General features: G+C 68.1%; 13 protein-coding genes. 3 read left to right on the forward strand and 10 right to left on the reverse strand.

From position 1 onward, the window contains the following. Positions 1 to 135 precede the first annotated feature (135 nt). From AC5RVD_RS08505 to AC5RVD_RS08515, 3 genes are all read left to right on the forward strand, one after another. Positions 136 to 1,656, forward strand: a complete 1,521-nt coding sequence (locus AC5RVD_RS08505) for a sodium:solute symporter family protein (RefSeq protein ID WP_494111573.1) — start codon at positions 136 to 138, stop codon at positions 1,654 to 1,656. A 331-nt stretch (positions 1,657 to 1,987) separates the two neighbouring features. After that, positions 1,988 to 3,091: a VIT1/CCC1 transporter family protein gene (locus AC5RVD_RS08510; protein WP_494111760.1), complete on the forward strand. Its 1,104-nt coding sequence runs from the start codon at positions 1,988 to 1,990 to the stop codon at positions 3,089 to 3,091. A gap of 129 nt (positions 3,092 to 3,220) precedes the next feature. Then, positions 3,221 to 4,312, forward strand: coding sequence for a matrixin family metalloprotease (locus AC5RVD_RS08515; RefSeq protein WP_494126678.1), 1,092 nt, complete (start codon positions 3,221 to 3,223; stop codon positions 4,310 to 4,312). On the opposite strand, the gene AC5RVD_RS08520 is transcribed toward AC5RVD_RS08515, so the two are convergent. The 10 genes from AC5RVD_RS08520 to glyA all read right to left on the reverse strand — a co-directional run bounded on the left by AC5RVD_RS08520 (position 4,307) and on the right by glyA (position 16,982). Further along, positions 4,307 to 5,515: an LOG family protein gene (locus AC5RVD_RS08520; protein ID WP_494126679.1), complete on the reverse strand. Its 1,209-nt coding sequence runs from the start codon at positions 5,513 to 5,515 to the stop codon at positions 4,307 to 4,309. The two genes, AC5RVD_RS08515 and AC5RVD_RS08520, sit on opposite strands and share 6 nt — an antisense overlap. A gap of 117 nt (positions 5,516 to 5,632) precedes the next feature. Next, on the reverse strand, positions 5,633 to 7,300 hold the full coding sequence (locus AC5RVD_RS08525) for an MDR family MFS transporter (RefSeq protein ID WP_494126680.1): 1,668 nt from the start codon (positions 7,298 to 7,300) through the stop codon (positions 5,633 to 5,635). After that, positions 7,297 to 7,941: a TetR family transcriptional regulator gene (locus AC5RVD_RS08530; protein WP_494126681.1), complete on the reverse strand. Its 645-nt coding sequence runs from the start codon at positions 7,939 to 7,941 to the stop codon at positions 7,297 to 7,299. Before AC5RVD_RS08530 ends, AC5RVD_RS08525 begins: the two co-directional genes overlap by 4 nt. A 240-nt stretch (positions 7,942 to 8,181) precedes the next feature. Next, positions 8,182 to 9,045: a formyltetrahydrofolate deformylase gene (gene purU / locus AC5RVD_RS08535; protein WP_494111568.1), complete on the reverse strand. Its 864-nt coding sequence runs from the start codon at positions 9,043 to 9,045 to the stop codon at positions 8,182 to 8,184. A 111-nt stretch (positions 9,046 to 9,156) separates the two neighbouring features. After that, a complete protein-coding gene (locus AC5RVD_RS08540; RefSeq protein ID WP_494126682.1) occupies positions 9,157 to 10,578 on the reverse strand; it encodes an L-serine ammonia-lyase in 1,422 nt (473 codons plus the stop codon). 1 nt (position 10,579) lies between these two features. Then, positions 10,580 to 11,209, reverse strand: a complete 630-nt coding sequence (locus AC5RVD_RS08545) for a sarcosine oxidase subunit gamma (RefSeq protein WP_494126683.1) — start codon at positions 11,207 to 11,209, stop codon at positions 10,580 to 10,582. Then, positions 11,202 to 14,135: a sarcosine oxidase subunit alpha family protein gene (locus tag AC5RVD_RS08550; protein WP_494126684.1), complete on the reverse strand. Its 2,934-nt coding sequence runs from the start codon at positions 14,133 to 14,135 to the stop codon at positions 11,202 to 11,204. Before AC5RVD_RS08550 ends, AC5RVD_RS08545 begins: the two co-directional genes overlap by 8 nt. Continuing rightward, positions 14,132 to 14,458 (reverse strand): sarcosine oxidase subunit delta, encoded by a 327-nt coding sequence (locus AC5RVD_RS08555; protein WP_494111564.1) that lies wholly within the window; start codon positions 14,456 to 14,458, stop codon positions 14,132 to 14,134. The genes AC5RVD_RS08550 and AC5RVD_RS08555 overlap by 4 nt, the downstream gene beginning before the upstream one ends. A 14-nt stretch (positions 14,459 to 14,472) precedes the next feature. Next, a complete protein-coding gene (locus tag AC5RVD_RS08560; RefSeq protein ID WP_493987654.1) occupies positions 14,473 to 15,690 on the reverse strand; it encodes a sarcosine oxidase subunit beta family protein in 1,218 nt (405 codons plus the stop codon). Next, positions 15,690 to 16,982, reverse strand: coding sequence for a serine hydroxymethyltransferase (glyA, locus tag AC5RVD_RS08565; protein WP_494126685.1), 1,293 nt, complete (start codon positions 16,980 to 16,982; stop codon positions 15,690 to 15,692). The genes AC5RVD_RS08560 and glyA overlap by 1 nt, the downstream gene beginning before the upstream one ends. Between the last annotated feature and the right edge of the window lie 102 nt (positions 16,983 to 17,084).

A 17,084-nucleotide genomic window follows, 5' to 3' on the forward strand; every position in this document is an offset into this window, starting at 1 on the left:
AGCACTCCGCCGAAGCCCCGGCAGCCTGCCGAGTTGACCTGTGCCCCGTGCCACATTTAGCTTAACACTCAACACTTGTTGCCTCCCAGGCAATTTCCGGCACGTCGTCCCGCGTTATTCTCGCTTGGAGCCCCCATGGACAATCAAATCGTCAACGTCGTGATTGTGGTGGCCTATCTGGCCGCCATGCTGCTCTTCGGGTGGTGGGGCAAAACCCGCACCAAGAACACCAGCGACTACCTGGTGGCCGGCCGCCGTCTCGGCCCCGTCCTCTACACCGGCACGATGGCCGCCGTCGTCCTGGGTGGAGCCTCCACCGTCGGCGGGGTGGGCCTGGGCTACAAGTGGGGCATCTCCGGCATGTGGCTGGTGGTCGCGATCGGCTCCGGCGTGCTGCTGCTGAGCCTGCTCTTTGCCCCGACCCTGCAGAAACTGAAGATCTACACCGTGGCACAGATGCTCACCCTGCGGTACGGCGTGCACGCCACCAAGGTGTCGGGCATCGTCATGCTGGCGTACACGCTCATGCTCTGCGCCACGTCCACCGGGGCGTACGCCACCATCATGGTGGTGCTCTTCGGCTGGGAGCGCTGGCTGTCCATCGCCGTCGGCGGCGCCATTGTGCTGATCTACTCCACGGTCGGCGGCATGTGGTCGATCACGCTGGCCGACATGGCACAGTTCATCATCAAGACCGTCGGCGTCTTCCTGCTGATGCTGCCGTTCACCTGGTCGGCCGCCGGCGGGCTGGACGGCATCCGCGCGCGCGTCGATGCGGAATTCTTCTCGCTGACCGGCATCGGCGTGCAGACCATCATCACCTACTTCGTGGTCTACACACTGGGCCTGCTGATCGGCCAGGACATCTGGCAGCGCGTCTTCACCGCCCGCAACCCCGGGGTCGCCCGCTGGGGCGGCGCAACGGCCGGCATCTACTGCATCCTCTACGGAGCCGCCGGCGCCATGATCGGCATGGCGGCCTCCGTGGCGCTGCCCGCCATCGAAGTCGAGGACGACGTCTACGCGGACGTGGCCATGAACCTGCTGCCCATCGGCATCGGCGGCATCGTGCTGGCCGCGGCCGTGGCCGCGATGATGTCGACGGCGTCCGGCTGCCTGATTGCCGCGGCGACCGTGGCGCGCGCCGACGTGGTGCCGTTCGTCGCCTCCTGGTTCGGCAAGCACGTCCACTACGACCACGAGAACACCGAACACGACGTGGCCGGCAACCGGTGGTGGGTCTTCGGATTGGGTGCGGTCTCGATCCTGCTGGCCATCGTGGTGCAGGACGTGGTCGCCGCGCTGACCATTGCCTACGACATCCTGGTGGGCGGCCTGCTGGTCGCAATCCTGGGCGGGCTCGTCTGGAAGCGCGGCACCGGCCTGGGCGCCGCGTGGTCCATGGCGGCCGGCACCATCGTCACGCTGACCACCATGATCGTGCTGGAGGTCAACGCCGAGGAACAATATGCCGGCGTTTATGCCAACGAGCCCATCTACTACGGCCTGATCGCCTCCGCGCTGGTCTACGTGGCGGTTTCGCTGCTCACGAAGCCCACCGATGCCGCCGTGCGGCAGGCGTGGGACCGCCGGGTGGCGGGGCAGGCAACGGAGGAAGTCCCGGTCGAGGGCCCCGACGAGGTCGCCACGCGCTGAGGCTCCTGTCCATGTCGCGGTAGGAGACGCCGACGGCGGGGCGGTCCTTAAGGGGCCGCCCCGACCGGCTACAATGGAGGTTGCGAAGGGGAGTAGCTCCACCGCCGCGCGCGTAACGCGCACTGGGCGTGGAGGCCTGTCGACATACTGGCCAGCGTGTGCGGCCCGGCAGTCCACCTGAGCGCACGGCAGGTACCGCCTGAACCGCTGCGCCCGGGCGAGCGAGACCTTCGGTCAGTTGATGGTTAACTGACCGGAGATCGTCGAACCGTCTCCGGTCCGACTCAGGAGCAGCGTGACAACGAGCCCCGATCCAGCCGGCCCCGACCCTATGGACTCCTATCCCGACGGCAAAGCATCGCCGTCGAAATCAGACATCCGGCTGTGGCGCCGCTATCTGGCCGACGAACGCGCCGAAGCCGCCATCTACCGCGACCTGGCAAGGCGCCGCGACGGCGAGGAGCGCGAGATTCTGCTGGCCCTGGCCGACGCGGAGGGCCGGCACGAGAAACACTGGCGCGATCTGCTGGGCGAGCACGCCGGGCAAGGGCTGCGGCCGTCGTTGCGCCGCACCGTGCTGCGGTTCCTGGCCCGCAGCTTCGGCTCGGTGTTCGTGCTGGCTTTGGCACAGCGGGCCGAGAGCCGCTCCCCCTACGGCAGTGAGCCCGCTGCGACCGAGGCGATGGCCGCCGATGAACTAATTCACGAAGAGGTCATCCGCGGCCTGGCCACCCGCGGCCGCGCCCGGCTCTCCGGCAACTTCCGCGCGGCGGTCTTCGGCGCGAACGACGGGCTGGTCTCGAACCTGGCGCTGATCATGGGCATCGGTGCCACCGGGGTCTCCAGCGGATTCATCCTGTTCGCCGGCTTCGCCGGCCTCCTCGCCGGGGCGCTGTCCATGGGCGCCGGCGAATATGTTTCCGTGCGCTCCCAGCGCGAATTGCTCTCCGCCACCCGCCCCACCCAGATCACCCTGCAGGCAGCACCGGACCTGGACCTGAACGCGAACGAACTGGTGCTTGTATACCGCGCGCGGGGCATGACTCCGGAAGCTGCCGAACACCGTGCCGCCGAACGGATGGGCTATCTGGACTGCGACTGCGATCCGAGCCTGTCCCTGCAGCCGCCGGAAACGTACATCAACGACTATCAGGAGATCGGCACCGGCTGGAACGCTGCCCTCTCCAGTTTCCTGTTCTTCTCCAGCGGAGCGCTGATTCCGATCCTGCCCTACATCTTCGGCATGCAGGGCACCGCGGCCGTCGTGGTCGCACTGGTGCTGGTCGGCTTGGCACTGCTGGTGACCGGCGGAATCGTGGGCCTGCTGTCCGGGGCCTCGCCGCTCAAGCGTGCCCTGCGGCAGCTGGCGATCGGCTTCGGTGCGGCCCTGGCCACCTACCTCTTGGGTTCCTTGTTCGGCACCACGGCGGTCTGATCCCGCGTCGGTGGCCGGCTTGTTCACCTGCCGGCCATTGTCCAGACACCTACCGTTTGTCGCACGCTTTGGTTACCCTGAGGCAAGCGGGGCAAGGATGCACCGCCGTCCGCCACGCCAAGGGGGACCATGAGTTGGCCACCGACCGGGGGCCCGGGCCATGCACCGGGCGGGGGCCGGCATGTGCCGGGATCCGGGACGGGGCAGGCACCACAGTTGGTCCCGGCGGACTCCGCCGCGCGCCCGCGTGCGCACGCGGGCCAGGGGCAGGTCTGGATCAACCCGACGGCGCGGCAGGGTCGCGTCCCCGGGAAGCAGCCCATACCGGCCTGGCCGGCCCCGGCCGCAAAGGCCGAACCGAACCCGCGCGGCGGCCCGTCACCGTTCGGCAAGTTCCTCCTGCTGGCCGCGGCTGCGGCGCTGGCCGCGTGGGCCTTCATCTGGATGGCACAACCACGGCTCGCCTCAGCGGTGCAACCCGGCGGGGCCGCCGCCCTTGAGGGTGTTCCGTTTGACGCCGGATCCGCTGTCAAGGGTCCGGGCCACGGCGGGTTTCCGCCGTCGGGAGTCGACGTTGCGGACGAACCGCTGGGGGTGCCCGCGCCGGTCTACGAGGAAAATAACTCCTACCGTTTCCTGGCCTCGCCGTCGACCAGGCAGGACTACATCGCCTACGACCCGTGCCGCCCGGTCCGCTATGTGGTCCGTACGGCAGGGTCTCCCGAGGGCAGCACCGAGTTGGTCCATGAGGCGGTGGAACACGTCTCGGAGGCCACCGGCCTGCAGTTCATTTACGAAGGGACCACCACCGAACAGCCCGCCGAGCGGCGCCGGTCCTACCAGCCCGAACGCTACGGCGAGCGCTGGGCGCCGGTGCTGATCGCCTGGTCCGACCCGGAGCAAAGCCCCTCCTTGGCCGGCCCGACCATTGGATTGGGCGGCAGCGGCTGGGCATCGCGGGGCGGGGTTTCCGCTTACGTGTCGGGCCAGATCGAGCTGGACACCCCGCAGTTCCGCCAGCTGCTCGGTTCGCCCGGGGGCAACGACGCCGCGCGGGCCATCATCATGCACGAGCTGGGCCACCTGATCGGCCTGGACCACGTCGATGATCCCACCCAGCTGATGTACGCCCAGGCCTCGCACGACATCCTCACTTTTGCCGACGGCGACCTCACCGGTTTGTCGTTGCTGGGCCAAGGCGAGTGCGTGCCCGAGCTATAGAACGTCCAGGGCCTGTTCCACGGTGTCCACCAGATGCACCGCGCCCTCCATGGACCGCCCGCGCGCCAGCGCCTGGAGCAACGGCCAGGCCGGCAGCTCCTCGGTCCAGTACGTGCGCCCGACCAACACCATCGGCGAGAGCGCTTCCGGGGTGGCGTAGTAGTTTTCGCAGGCGTCCTGGAAAATCTCCTGCACCGTGCCGCCGGCGCCGGGCAGGAACACGATGCCGCCGTCGCAACGCTGCAGCAGCACCGCCTCGCGCAGGGCGTTGCCGAAGTACTTGGCAACGTGGGTGGCGAACAGGTTCGGCGGCTCGTGCCCGTAGTGCCAGGTGGGTATGCCCAAATTCGCGACGCCGGGTCCGGCCTCGGCGAGCACGTCCGCCGCGGCGCGGGCCCAGTCGGTAATGGACGGCCGGAAGCCGGGGACGCCGGCCAGCCGTTCCAGCGCGCCCGCGAACTCGTCGTCGCCGGCCGCGGAGAGGCGGGCGCCCAGGTTGGCTGCCTCCATCGCGCCCGGACCGCCACCGGTCGCCACGGCATACCCTTCCCTGGCGAGAAGCCTGCCCAGCCGGGCGGCGCCGTCGTAAATGGTGCTGCCCCGGGCGGCGGCGTGCCCGCCCATCACTCCCACCATCCTCCGACCGGCGAATACGGTGGAGAACAGCGCCTCCATGGCGTCGCCGATGGCATGGTCGTGCAGGCTTGCCGCCAGGGTGGAGTCCAGGTCGTGGCGGGTGGCGGAGCGCGACGACCAGGCGTAGACCTGCGCGTCCAGCGTCCCCTCGTATGGTCCGGTGTCCAGCCCGCTGTAGAGTTCCGCGGCGGTGTAGACCTGGCCGCGGTACGGGTCGAACGGGACGCCGGGCAGCGTGGGGAAGATCAGCGCACCGTTGCGGTGCAGCCACTCCTCGGTGGCGGCCTCGAACGCGCAGCCCAGGAACATCGCTCCGGCCGGGTCCATGCTGCGCAGGGCCTCGGTGCGGCCGGTGAGATCCACCGACTGGAAGTGCCAGCCGTTCATCGACGGGGGTCCCCCGCCGGGCCCCGGTCCCCCGGTTGGCCGCGGGCCTCCCGATGGCCGCCGCTCGCCGTCCTCCGTTGCCCTGGCCCGCGGCGCCCGGTCGACGAGCCGGTCGAAGTGCTCGAGCGACTCAATCTCGATGACGCGCGGTTCCTTGTGCAGTGCCGCTGACGCTCCCATGCAGCCAGCATAACCGCGGGGTCAGGCCAGCCCGCCACCGCTGCCGGGCCGGCTTCGCACGCTGGGTTGCCCGCCACCGCCCACGCGGCCTCAGAGCGGTGCGGGCTCCCCCGGGCGCTACCTGTTGCTGGCTTCGGCCTGGCGCAGGTCCGTGTTCGGCGGCTGGTTGCCCTCGGTCGCGGAGGTGATCGCGATATTCCCCTCTGCGGCTGCCTCGGCCAGGACGTCCGACTCCAGTGCGGTGGCCAGCGGCTTTTCCACCACGAACATGCACAGCACGGTGGCGACAACGGCCATCGGCACCATGAACAGGAACAGCGGCATCAGGGCTTCGTTGTAGGACTCGACGATGACATCGTGCACCTGTGCGGGCAGGCCTGCGACCATGTCCGGCGTCAGCGAGTTGCCGCCTCCGGTGGCCGCGACGGCGGCGGCCGGCAGGCGGTCGTTGAGGAGGTCGACCAGGCGGTGGGCGAACAGGCTTCCCACGACGGCCGAGCCGAGCGTGGCGCCGATCTGGCGGAAGAAGTTGTTGGCCGCCGTCGCCGTGCCCACCTGCCGCAGCGGGAAGGAGTTCTGCACGATCAGCACCAGGATCTGCATGTTCAGGCCCAGGCCAAGGCCCAGCAGGCCCAGGTAAACGCAGAGCACCCAGACGGCCGTGTCCGCGCGCACAAAGTACATCAGCAGCAGGGCTACCGCCATGATCGCCGAACCGGCCACCGGCATCCATTTGTAACGGCCGGTCCTGGAGACCAGGATTCCGGAGATCATGGACGACGCGAGCAGCGCGGCCATCATCGGAATCATCAGCATCCCGGCGGCTGTCGCCGATACTCCGGTAGCCATCTGGAAGTAGGTGGGCATGTAGCCGAGGGCGCCGAACATGGCCACCGAGATCAGCAGGCCCGCAATGGTGGTCATGATGAAGTTGCGGTCGCGGAACATGGACATGGGGATGATGGGTTCGGCGGTCTTTCGCTCCACCAGCACGAACCCGACGGCGGCCAGCACGGTGCCCGCTATGAGGGCGATAAGCACCGGATCGGACCAAGCGAAGGTGCTGCCGCCCCAGCTGCTCACCAGGACCAGGCCGGTGGTCGCGGCCGCCATCAGCAGCATGCCCCAGAGATCGAGCTTCGGCCGCACCTTGACCGGCCGGGACTTCAGGAAGAACAGCGCGCCAATCAAGGCCAAGACGCCCACCGGAATGTTGAACCAGAACGCCCAGCGCCAGCCCGGTCCCTCGGTAAACCAGCCGCCCAGCAGCGGTCCGACCACGGAGGAGAACGCAAAGACTCCGCCCATGGCGCCCATGTACTTGCCGCGTTCCCGGGCGGGAACCACATCGGCAATGATGGCCTGCGACAGGATCATCAGTCCGCCGCCGCCCAGCCCCTGCACCACACGGGAAGCAATGAGCCAGCCCATGTCCGGCGCCAGGGCGCCGATGACCGAGCCGATCAAGAACATGATGATCGCGGCGACCAGCAGGTATTTACGGCCGATCTGGTCGCCCAGCTTGCCGTAGATGGGCATCATGACCGTGGCGGCCAGGATGTAGGCGGTGATCACCCAGAGCATCAGGTTGGCGCCGTTGAGCTCGCCCACGATGGTGGGCAGTGCGGTCGCCAGGATGGTCTGGTTCAGGGCGGCCAGCAACATGGCCATCATCAGCGCAACGAACACCAGCAGCAGGTTGCCATGGCTGTGGCCATGCTGCCCCGGCCGGGACGTCGCGGATACCGGTGGGCGCTGTAGCGCCTGTCGGCTGTCGTTCTTCATTCGGATTCCTTCAGAACTGCACGCAGCAAGGCCAGGCTGTGTTCGAGGGCCTCGGTCTGAGATTCCAGGGTGGGTTGGGACATGGTTTTTTGCATGGCAAAGCGGAGAGCTGCGCCTGCCGTCATGACCAGCATGCGGGCGGCGTCTTCGGCGGTGTACTGCCCGCCGACAGGATGTGTGGCCAGCATTCGTTCAGCGTCCGCGAGCCGGTCGGAGCCGGCGAGCAGTTCGGAGACCGCTGTGGTGACCAGTTGCTCCACCTTGACGACGTACTGGACGCGGCGGTGCAGCAGGTGCGGGTACTTGCGCAGGATCCGGTGGCGGGTGGCGTCGTCACCGCCTTGGATGGAGCGGGTGACCGCCAGCATCAACTTGCCGACTTCATCCAGCAGATTGGCGTGGACGTCGAATTTCGCCAGCATGGCATCGTCAAGCACCGGCTCGCGCAGGCCCAGTACCGCGTCTTCCTTGCACGTGAAGTAGTTGAAGAAAGTGCGCGGGGAAACCCCGGCGGAGAGCGCGACCGCATCCACCGTGACGGCCTCGAATCCCTCTTCCAGAGCCGCTTCCGCCGCGGCATCATGCAGGGCTGCCCAGCACTCGGCGCGCTTGCGCTCACGCAGGGAATTTAGTTGACTCACCGAACCAGTGTGCCAGCGCCGCCACTCTTTGCACAAGTGCAAACATTCATTCCTGCAAGAATTTGAGGAACGTCACACCGGCAGGCAGAACCAGCGGGAGGACCGGTGCCGATCGACGAGCGGCGCCGAGCCATGACCGAGCGAGAAAGGTCGGGGCGTCAGGGTCTCCGTGTGGCGACGGCGCCGGCACGATAGGTCCATTGGCCGCCAAGCGGGTGGGCAACCATCCACCCCGCGCTCTTAGCGCAGCACCACGGTGCGGTTTCCGTGCAGGATGACCCGGCCTTCGCAGTGCCACTTGACCGCGTTGGTCAGGGCCTTGCACTCGGTGTCGCGGCCGGCGGCGACCAGGTCCTCCGGCCCGAAGGTGTGGTCGACTTCCACCGTCTGCTGGGCGATGATCGGGCCTTCATCGAGCTCGGCGTTAACGTAGTGAGCGGTGGCCCCCACGGTTTTCACTCCCTTTTCGTAGGCCTGGTGATAGGGCTTGGCCCCCTTGAAGCTGGGCAGGAAGGAGTGGTGGATGTTGATGGTGCGGCCGGTCAGCTCCCGGCTCAGATGGTCACTGAGGACCTGCATGTAGCGGGCCAGCACTACCAGCTCCACGTTGTGGGCATCGATCAGTTGCAGCAGTTCGGCTTCGGCGGCCGGTTTCGTCTCCGGCGTGACCGGCACGTGGTAGTACGGAACCTCATGCCATTCCACCAACCCCTTGTGGTCCAGATGGTTGGACACGACCGCGACGATCTCCACCGGCAGCTCCCCCATCCGGGAGCGGAAGAGCAGGTCGTTCAGGCAGTGCCCGAACTTGGACACCATCACCAGCACCCGCCGCCTGCGGCCCTTGGGTTCCAGCTGCCACGCCATCCCGTACCGCTCCGCCAACGGCGCAAACGCCTCGCGCAGCCGCTCCGTGGAGTTGGTTCCGCCGTTCTCCCCGGCGAAGTCGGTGCGCATGAAAAAATGCCCGTCCCGCCTGTCGTCGAACTGCTTGAGCTCCTGGATGCTCTGGCGGTGCTCCACCAGGAAACCGGAGACCGCGTGGACAATCCCCAACCGCTCCGGGCAGTCGAGGGTGAGGATGTGCTCGTGGTGGATCGGCATGTTGCTACCCCGTTTTCGGTCTGGCTTTTCGTGTGGCAGTCTTGCCGGGACTGCCGTCCGGCTGGAGGTTCAGCGCTGGCAAGTCAGCGCTGGCAAGTCAGCGTTGGCTGTTCAGCATTCGACGACGTTGACGGCCAGTCCGCCGCGCGACGTCTCCTTGTACTTGGACATCATGTCCGCACCGGTATCCCGCATGGTCTTGATGGCCATATCCAGGGACACCCTGTGGTCGCCGTCGCCGGCCAGCGCCAGCCGGGCGGCGTTGATCGCCTTGACGCTGGCAATGGCGTTGCGTTCGATGCACGGAATCTGCACCAGGCCGCCCACCGGATCACAGGTCAGCCCCAAATTGTGCTCGATTCCGACCTCGGCGGCGTTTTCCACCTGCTCCGGTGTCCCGCCGAGCACCGCGCACAAAGCACCGGCCGCCATCGAACAGGCTGATCCGACCTCGCCCTGGCAACCGACCTCCGCCCCGGAGATCGAGGCGTTGGTCTTGAACAGGATGCCGATGGCTGCCGCGGTGAGCAGAAAATCCACCACCGCATCGTCGTCTGCGCCGGGCACGAACCTCGTGTAGTAGTGCAGCACGGCGGGCAGGATTCCGGCCGCGCCGTTGGTGGGCGCTGTGACAATCCGCCCGCCGGAGGCGTTTTCCTCGTTAACCGCCAACGCGTACAGGTTTACCCACTCCATCGCCCACAGCGGATCGGCGTTGGGTGTGCCTTCCGCTGCCAGCGCCGCCTCTGCGGCGCGCAGCCTGCGCCGCAGTCCCGGGGCACGACGGCGGACCAACAGTGAACCGGGCAGGGTCTCCTCGGTGCGGGTACAGCCGTTTTCCACACACTCCTGCATCACGTCCCAGATCCGCAACAGGTTGGCCCGCAGCTCGGCTTCGCTGCGCCACGTGAGCTCGTTGGCCAGCATCACGCCGGCTATCGACGTCCCGGCCTCCCGGCAGCGGGAGAGCAGTTCGGCGGCGGTGGAAAACGGGTACGGGAGCCGCTCGTTGTCCCCGGCATCGCTTCCGCGCGCGGACTCTTCCGCCGCGCCCTCGGCCTCTTCGGCAGTGACCACGAACCCGCCGCCCACCGAGTAATAGGAGGATGCACGCAGCGGTGAGCCACCGGCGTCGTACGCGGTAAAGGTCATCCCGTTGGGGTGCGCCGGCAGCGAACGGCGGCGGTGCAGCACCACGTCGGCCGCAGGGTCGAACTCCACCGGGTGCGTGCCGGCCAGGCTCAGCTTTCGCCCGGCCGCTGCCTCCTCCACCTGCGCGTCCGCGGCGTCCGGGTCAACGGTTTCCGGGTCCTCGCCCTGCAGGCCCAGGATCACGGCCTTGTCCGATCCATGGCCGGCCCCGGTGGCACCGAGCGAGCCGAACAGCTCCGACTTCACCCGGGCCACCGCCTCCAGCAGCCCGTCGGCCGCCAGCGACGCGGCGAACTGCCGGGCGGCCCGCATGGGCCCCACCGTGTGCGACGACGACGGTCCGATGCCGATCGAGAACAGGTCCAGCGCGCTCAGTGCCATCTCAATCGACCTCGGGCGAGGCGAACTCCGTCATGGCATCCAGCAGCCAGCGGGCGGTGTAGTCGGCGAACGAGGCCCGCGGCATGATCCGGTAGACCTGGCCGCCGTCCTGCTCCGCGGTCTGCCACAGCAGCACCGGCACCGGGCCCAGCTGCGTGGTGATCGCCGTGCCGGGACGGAACATCCGCGGGTGCAGGTCCGCGTGGCAGCCCTTCTCCAGCACCAGCCGGGCCGAGGGCCCGGAGAGTTCCAGCGTGGTGCGGTTGGCGGACAGATCGACGACGGCGCCCGGTTCTCCCCCGAGGGCGGCGGTCAGGTCCGGCGTGACATCCGTGCCCTCGGGCCCGACCAGCAGGAACTCGTCCGGCCCCAGCCACAGGATGGCGGTCGAGTCCGCGCCGCCGGAAACCTGGCCGTGGGCGGACGGCAGCGGCAGCCCGGTGGCGGCCTCCAGCGCCTTCGCGCCGGCCGATCCCGGCTCGGCCCGCAGGCCGACCATGTTCAGGAACGGGATTTCACGCAGGCTGACGCCACGTTCGCCGGCCACGGCGCCCTGGCCGATTGCCTCGGTCAAGTGCGCCAGCGGGCTGCGGCGCAGTGCTGCAATGTTGGTTATGACCTGTTCAGCCATCACGACGGCTCCCTTCGGGGTCGTAGAGTACGGGTTCTGCGATGACGACGTCCACCAGCTGCCCGTTGACGGGTGCCTGCAGCGTCTCGCCGATGCGGTTGCGGCCGTTCCTGATCAGGGCCAGCCCGAAACTGCGGCCCAGCGCGGCGCTGTGGTAGCTGGAGGTCACGTGCCCCTCCATCGGCACCGGCGCCTCGGCCGGTGCGATCCGGGTTCCGTGGTTGACCAGCTGCGCGCCCTCCGGCAGGCGGAACGACTTGTCCACCGGCAGGACCCCGACCAGCTGCTTGCGGTCCTCGCGCAGGTTATCGGCGCGGGTGTAGGAACGCTTGCCCACGAAGTCCTTGGCCTTGGACACCACCCATTCCATCCCGGCGTCCTGCGGGGTGACCGTGCCGTCCGTGTCCTGGCCGACGATGATGAAGCCCTTCTCGGCGCGCAGCACGTGCATGGTCTCGGTGCCGTACGGGGTGATGTTGAACTCCGCACCGGCCTCGGCCACGTCTTCCCAAACCTTCAGTCCGTACCAGGAGGACACGTTGATCTCGAACGCCAGTTCGCCGGAGAACGAGATCCGGCAGATGCGGGCGGGGATGCCGGAGGCCAGCGTGGTTTCCTTGAACGCCATGAAGGGGAAAGCGTCGTTGTCCAGGTCCAGCTCGGGCGCCAGCTTGGCGATGACCGCGCGGGACTTCGGGCCCACGACGGCGACGGTGGTGTACTGCTCCGTGACCGAGTTGCACACGACGTCCAGCTCCGGCCATTCGGTTTGCAGCCATTCCTCCAGCCAGTCCAGCACCTTGGCCGCACCGCCGGTGGTGGTCGTCATGAAGTAGCGGTCTTCGTCCAGGCGCAGCGTCACGCCGTCGTCGAAGATCATGCCGTCCGGAGTGCACATCAGTCCGTAGCGGGCCAGGCCCGGCTTCAGCTTCTTGAACGCGTTGGTGTACATCCGGTTCAGGAATTCACCGGCGTCCTTGCCGCGGATCTCAATCTTGCCCAGCGTGGTGGCGTCCATGAATCCGACGGATTCGCGGACGGCGGCGCATTCGCGCAGCACAGCGGCGTCCATGTCCTCGCCCGGCTGCGGGAAGTACCAGGGCCGCTTCCACTGTCCGACGTCCTCGAACAGCGCACCGTGGGCGACGTGCCATGGGTGGATCGAGGTCAGCCGCGCCGGGTCGAAGAGCTCCCCGCGCTGCCGGCCGGCCAATGCGGCGAACGCCACCGGAGTGTAGGGCGCGCGGTAGGCGGTGGTGCCGATGCTTCCGACGTCGGAATTGTTCAGCGCCGCGGCGATGACGCCGATGGCGTTGACCCCGGAGGTCTTGCCCTGGTCGTTCGCGGTGCTGATCGAGGTGTAGCGCTTCACATGCTCCACGCTGCGCATGCCGGCCCCGGTCGAACGCAGCACGTCCGCAACCGTCTGGTCGCGCTGGAAGTCCACGAAGTGGTTCTTCCACCCGGCGGCCTCGCCGTCGGGGGCGGGGACCAGCCACAGCGGCCGGATCGGGGAGACGGTTTCGGCGGCGGCCGCGGGAACCTCCGGGTCCACGCTGAAACCGGCGCGGGTGGCCGCCGCGGCGCCGGCGGCGGCACCCTCCTGCAGGCTGCCGGCCAGATCCAGGGTTCCGTTGCAGGCGCCGGCCGTCTGCTGGTCCTTGACCGCGAGGCCGGGCACGAAGGCCGCCAGCTCGTCGTTCCAGGCCAGGCGGCGCTCGCGCTGGCTGTGCAGGTGCACCACCGGGTTCCAGCCGCCGGAGACCGCCAGCAGGTCCGCCTCGATGGTTTCCGGTTCCCCAGCCAGCTGACCTTCGGCATCCAGACCGCTCACGACGACGGCGCTGATCCTTCCGCCGTCGTTCTGGCCTTCGGTGTCCACCACGGCACTGCCGGTGATCAGACGGGTGCCGGCGGCGCGGACCGTCTCGGCGGCGTCGCCGCCGATTTCGGTACGCGCCTCCACCACGGCCGCGACCTTGATGCCCGCCGCGGACAAGTCCGCGACCAGTTTGTAGGCCGAGTCGTTGTTGGTGGCGACGACCACCTGGTTGCCGGCTGCCACCGCGTACCGGTTGAGGTAGCTGCGGACTGCAGAGGCCAACATGATGCCAGGGCGGTCGTTGTTCGCAAAGACGATCGGACGTTCGTGCGCGCCGGTGGCGAGCACCACCTGCCTGGCCCGGACGTGCCAGATGCGTTCGCGGGAGACACCGGCTCCCAGCTCGCCGGCCAGGTGGTCGGTGCGGCGCTGGACGGCCACGATGAAGTTGCTGTCGTAGCTGCCGAACGCCGTAGTGCGGGGCAGATAGGTCAGCTCGTCGGCGGCGGACAACTCGGCGACGGTCCGGTCGACCCACTCCTGCGCGGGGCGGCCGTCGATCATCTCGGCGCGGCCCGAGAGCAGGGAGCCGCCGGCCTCCGGCTGCTCGTCCATCAGGATCACGCGCGCACCGCTTTTGGCTACCTCGCGGGCTGCGGCGAGACCGGCCGGGCCGGCGCCGACCACCAGCACGTCGGTATGCACGTATTTGCGGTCGTAGACGGCCTCGTCCGTCCGGGGGTCCAGCTGGCCCAGGCCGCTCAGCAGCTTGGCGTCCATGCCGTCCGTCAGTTCCAAGGCCGTCACCGGCAGCATGGACTCGTCAACGTGCCCGGCGTAGCGGGCGCTGACCTTGACCAGGGCGTTGGGCTCTTCCACGCCGGCTGACATGATGCCGCGCGGACGGCCGAGGTAGAGCGAGTCGCCCGCCGTGACCTTCCCGGCCGCGAGCAGCGCGGAGGCCAGGGTGTCCCCGGCGTAACCGGTGTAGGTGTGGCCGTCGAGCGTGAAGTTCAGCGGCTTGGTCCGGTCGATCCGGGCAGCGGCGCCGGCGGGTGCGGCAAGCCGCTGCGACTGGTTGGCGAGGTTGCTGGGGGCGGTCATTTCGCTCCTCCTTCGGCTGGCTGGGCCTTGGCACCCGCGAGGCTGCCGAGGTCGATCGGTGGCTTCTCGCCGGGCTTGTACACGGCCTTGAATTCATAGCTGACGGTGTCGCGCACCGCGTTGAACCAGCGCCTGCAGCCGGTGCTGTGCACCCAGCGTTCGGCGAAGAGGCCTTTGGGGTTGGCGCGGTAGAAGAGGAACTTGGCCCATTCCGCGTCGCTCAGCTGGTTCGGATCCGCCGGGTAGGCCACGTGGGCCTGGCCGCCGTAGTGGTATTCGGTCTCGTCGCGCGGCCCGCACCAGGGGCATTCGATCAGAAGCATCTCGGTCTTCCTTCCTAGTGGGCCACGGCGGCGGCGCCGTGTTCGTCGATGAGGTGTCCGGTCTCGAACCGGTCCAGGGCAAACGGGGCGTTCAGCGGGTGCGGTTCGTCCGTGGCGATGGTGTGGGCGAAGGTGTAGCCGGCGCCGGGCGTCCCCTTGAAGCCGCCGGTTCCCCAGCCGCAGTTCACGTAGAGCTGGTCGATCGGCGTTTTGGACACGATCGGCGAGGCATCCATCGTGGTGTCGACGATGCCGCCCCAGGTCCGCAGCACGTGGGCGCGGGCGAAGATCGGGAAGAGCTCGACGGCGGCGGCCATCTGTTCCTCGATGACGTGGAAGGCGCCGCGCTGGCCGTAGCCGTTGTAGGTGTCGATGCCCGCGCCCATGACCAGTTCGCCCTTGTGCGCCTGGGAGACGTAGACGTGGACGTGGTTGGACATGACCACCGTGGGGTGGACCGGCTCGTGCAGCTCGGAGACCAGCGCCTGCAGCGGGTGGGACTGGATGGGCAGCTCGAAGCCGGCGAGTTCGGCCAGCACCGAGCTGTGTCCCGCACCGGCCAGGCCTACCTTGCCCGCGTTGATCCGGCCGCGGCTGGTTTCGACGCCGACAACCCGGTCGCCGTCCTTGATGAATCCGGTGACCTCGCAGTTCTGGATGATGTCCACGCCCATCTCGTCGCACTTGCGGGCGAAGGCCCACGCCACGTGGTCGTGCTTGGCGATGCCGGCGCGGGGCTGGTAGGTCGCCCCCATCACCGGGTAGCGAATGTCGTCCCCGGTGTTGATGATGGGGCACAGTTCCTTGATCTGGTCCGGGGTGATCCACTCGGCGTCCACGCCGTTGAGCTGGTTGGCGTTCACCCGCCGGATGCTCTCGCGGACATCCTGCAGGGTGTGCGCCAGGTTCATCACGCCGCGCTGCGAGAAGAGGAAATCGTATTCGAGTTCCTCCGGCAGCTGCTCCCAGAGTTTGAGCGAGTGCTCGTAGATTCCCGCGCTCTCGTCCCAGAGGTAGTTGGAGCGGATGATCGTGGTGTTGCGGGCCATGTTGCCGCCGGCCAGCCAGCCGCGCTCCAAGACCGCGATGTTGGTCATGCCGTGGTTCTTGGCCAGATAGTAGGCGGTGGCCAGGCCGTGGCCGCCGCCGCCGACAATCACGGCGTCGTAAGAGGATTTCGGCTCCGGATTCCGCCAGAGGAAGTCCGGGTGCTCGGGCAGCAGATCGGCCATTATTCGGCTCCGTTCGGCTCGGCGTTCAGGTTGGGGTACAGCGGGAACTTCTCCGCCAGCAGGGCCACGCGGCCGCGCAGCTCGGTGAGCAGCTCCGCGTCTGGTGCACGGGTCAGTGCGGCGGCAATGATGTCTGCCACCTCGGTGAATTCGGCGGCGCCGAAGCCGCGGGTGGCCAAGGCAGGGGTTCCGATCCGCAGGCCGGAGGAGACCATCGGCGGGCGCGGATCGAACGGCACGGCGTTGCGGTTGACGGTGATGCCGATGGAGTGCAGCCGGTCCTCGGCCTGCTGGCCGTCCAGTTCCGAGTTGCGCAGGTCCACCAAGACCAGGTGCACGTCGGTGCCGCCGCTGACCAGGCTGATGCCGGCGGCCGCAACGTCGTCGGCCAGCAGCCGCTGGGCCAGCGTTTGCGAGCCCTCGAGGGTCCGTTGCTGGCGGTCCGCGAACTCGTCGGAGGCGGCAAACTTGAAGGCCACCGCCTTGGCAGCCACCACGTGTTCCAGCGGGCCGCCCTGCTGGCCGGGGAACACCGCGGAGTTGATCTTCTTGGCCAGCTCCTGCTTGGACAGGATCACGCCACCGCGCGGACCGCCCAACGTCTTGTGCGTGGTGGTGGTGACGACGTCGGCGTACGGCACTGGGTTCGGGTGCAGCCCGGCGGCCACCAGGCCGGCGAAGTGCGCCATGTCCACCATCAGGTAGGCGCCGACCTTGTCCGCGATGCGGCGGAACTCCGCGAAGTCCAGCTGGCGGGTGTAGGCGGACCAGCCGGCCACGATCAGCTTGGGCTTGTGCTCGACGGCGAGGCGTTCCACCTCTGCCATGTCGATCCTGTGGTCGTACTCGGAGACCCCGTAGGGCACGACGTTGTAGAGCTTGCCGGAGAAGTTGATCTTCATGCCGTGGGTCAGGTGCCCGCCGTGCGCCAGGTTCAGGCCCAGGATCGTGTCGCCCGGGGACAGCAGCGCGAACATGGCCGCGGCATTGGCCTGCGCACCCGAGTGCGGCTGGACGTTGGCGGCTTCCGCGCCGAACAGTGCCTTGACCCGGTCGATGGCCAGCTGCTCGATCACGTCCACGTGTTCGCAGCCGCCGTAGTAGCGCCGGCCGGGGTAGCCCTCGGCGTACTTGTTCGTCAGCACCGAGCCCTGGGCCTCCATCACCGCGGTGGGGGCGAAATTCTCCGACGCGATCATTTCCAGCGTGGACTGCTGGCGCTCCAGCTCCCGGGCAATGGCGCCGGCGACCTCGGGATCCGCTGCGGACAATCCGGTTGTCAGGGTGTTCACCATCCGACTTCTCCTTTTAAGAACCTGCTCAATCAAACTAATATTTGACTGATATATCAGAACTGATTGCAATAGTATGATGGGGATCACAAGACGTCAAGA

The sequence above is a fragment of the Arthrobacter sp. THG-b23 genome (genome assembly GCF_059091265.1).

Bases quoted from the DNA above. Each gene is read 5' to 3' on its own strand.
- AC5RVD_RS08520 (WP_494126679.1), bottom strand. From the start codon at position 5,515: ATGGGAGCGTCAGCGGCACTGCACAAGGAACCGCGCGTCATCGAGATT.
- AC5RVD_RS08515 (WP_494126678.1), top strand. From the start codon at position 3,221: ATGAGTTGGCCACCGACCGGGGGCCCGGGCCATGCACCGGGCGGGGGC.
- AC5RVD_RS08510 (WP_494111760.1), top strand. From the start codon at position 1,988: ATGGACTCCTATCCCGACGGCAAAGCATCGCCGTCGAAATCAGACATC.
- AC5RVD_RS08525 (WP_494126680.1), bottom strand. From the start codon at position 7,300: ATGAAGAACGACAGCCGACAGGCGCTACAGCGCCCACCGGTATCCGCG.
- AC5RVD_RS08505 (WP_494111573.1), top strand. From the start codon at position 136: ATGGACAATCAAATCGTCAACGTCGTGATTGTGGTGGCCTATCTGGCC.
- purU (WP_494111568.1), bottom strand. From the start codon at position 9,045: ATGCCGATCCACCACGAGCACATCCTCACCCTCGACTGCCCGGAGCGG.
- AC5RVD_RS08550 (WP_494126684.1), bottom strand. From the start codon at position 14,135: ATGACCGCCCCCAGCAACCTCGCCAACCAGTCGCAGCGGCTTGCCGCA.
- AC5RVD_RS08560 (WP_493987654.1), bottom strand. From the start codon at position 15,690: ATGGCCGATCTGCTGCCCGAGCACCCGGACTTCCTCTGGCGGAATCCG.
- AC5RVD_RS08545 (WP_494126683.1), bottom strand. From the start codon at position 11,209: ATGGCTGAACAGGTCATAACCAACATTGCAGCACTGCGCCGCAGCCCG.
- AC5RVD_RS08540 (WP_494126682.1), bottom strand. From the start codon at position 10,578: ATGGCACTGAGCGCGCTGGACCTGTTCTCGATCGGCATCGGACCGTCG.
- AC5RVD_RS08555 (WP_494111564.1), bottom strand. From the start codon at position 14,458: ATGCTTCTGATCGAATGCCCCTGGTGCGGGCCGCGCGACGAGACCGAA.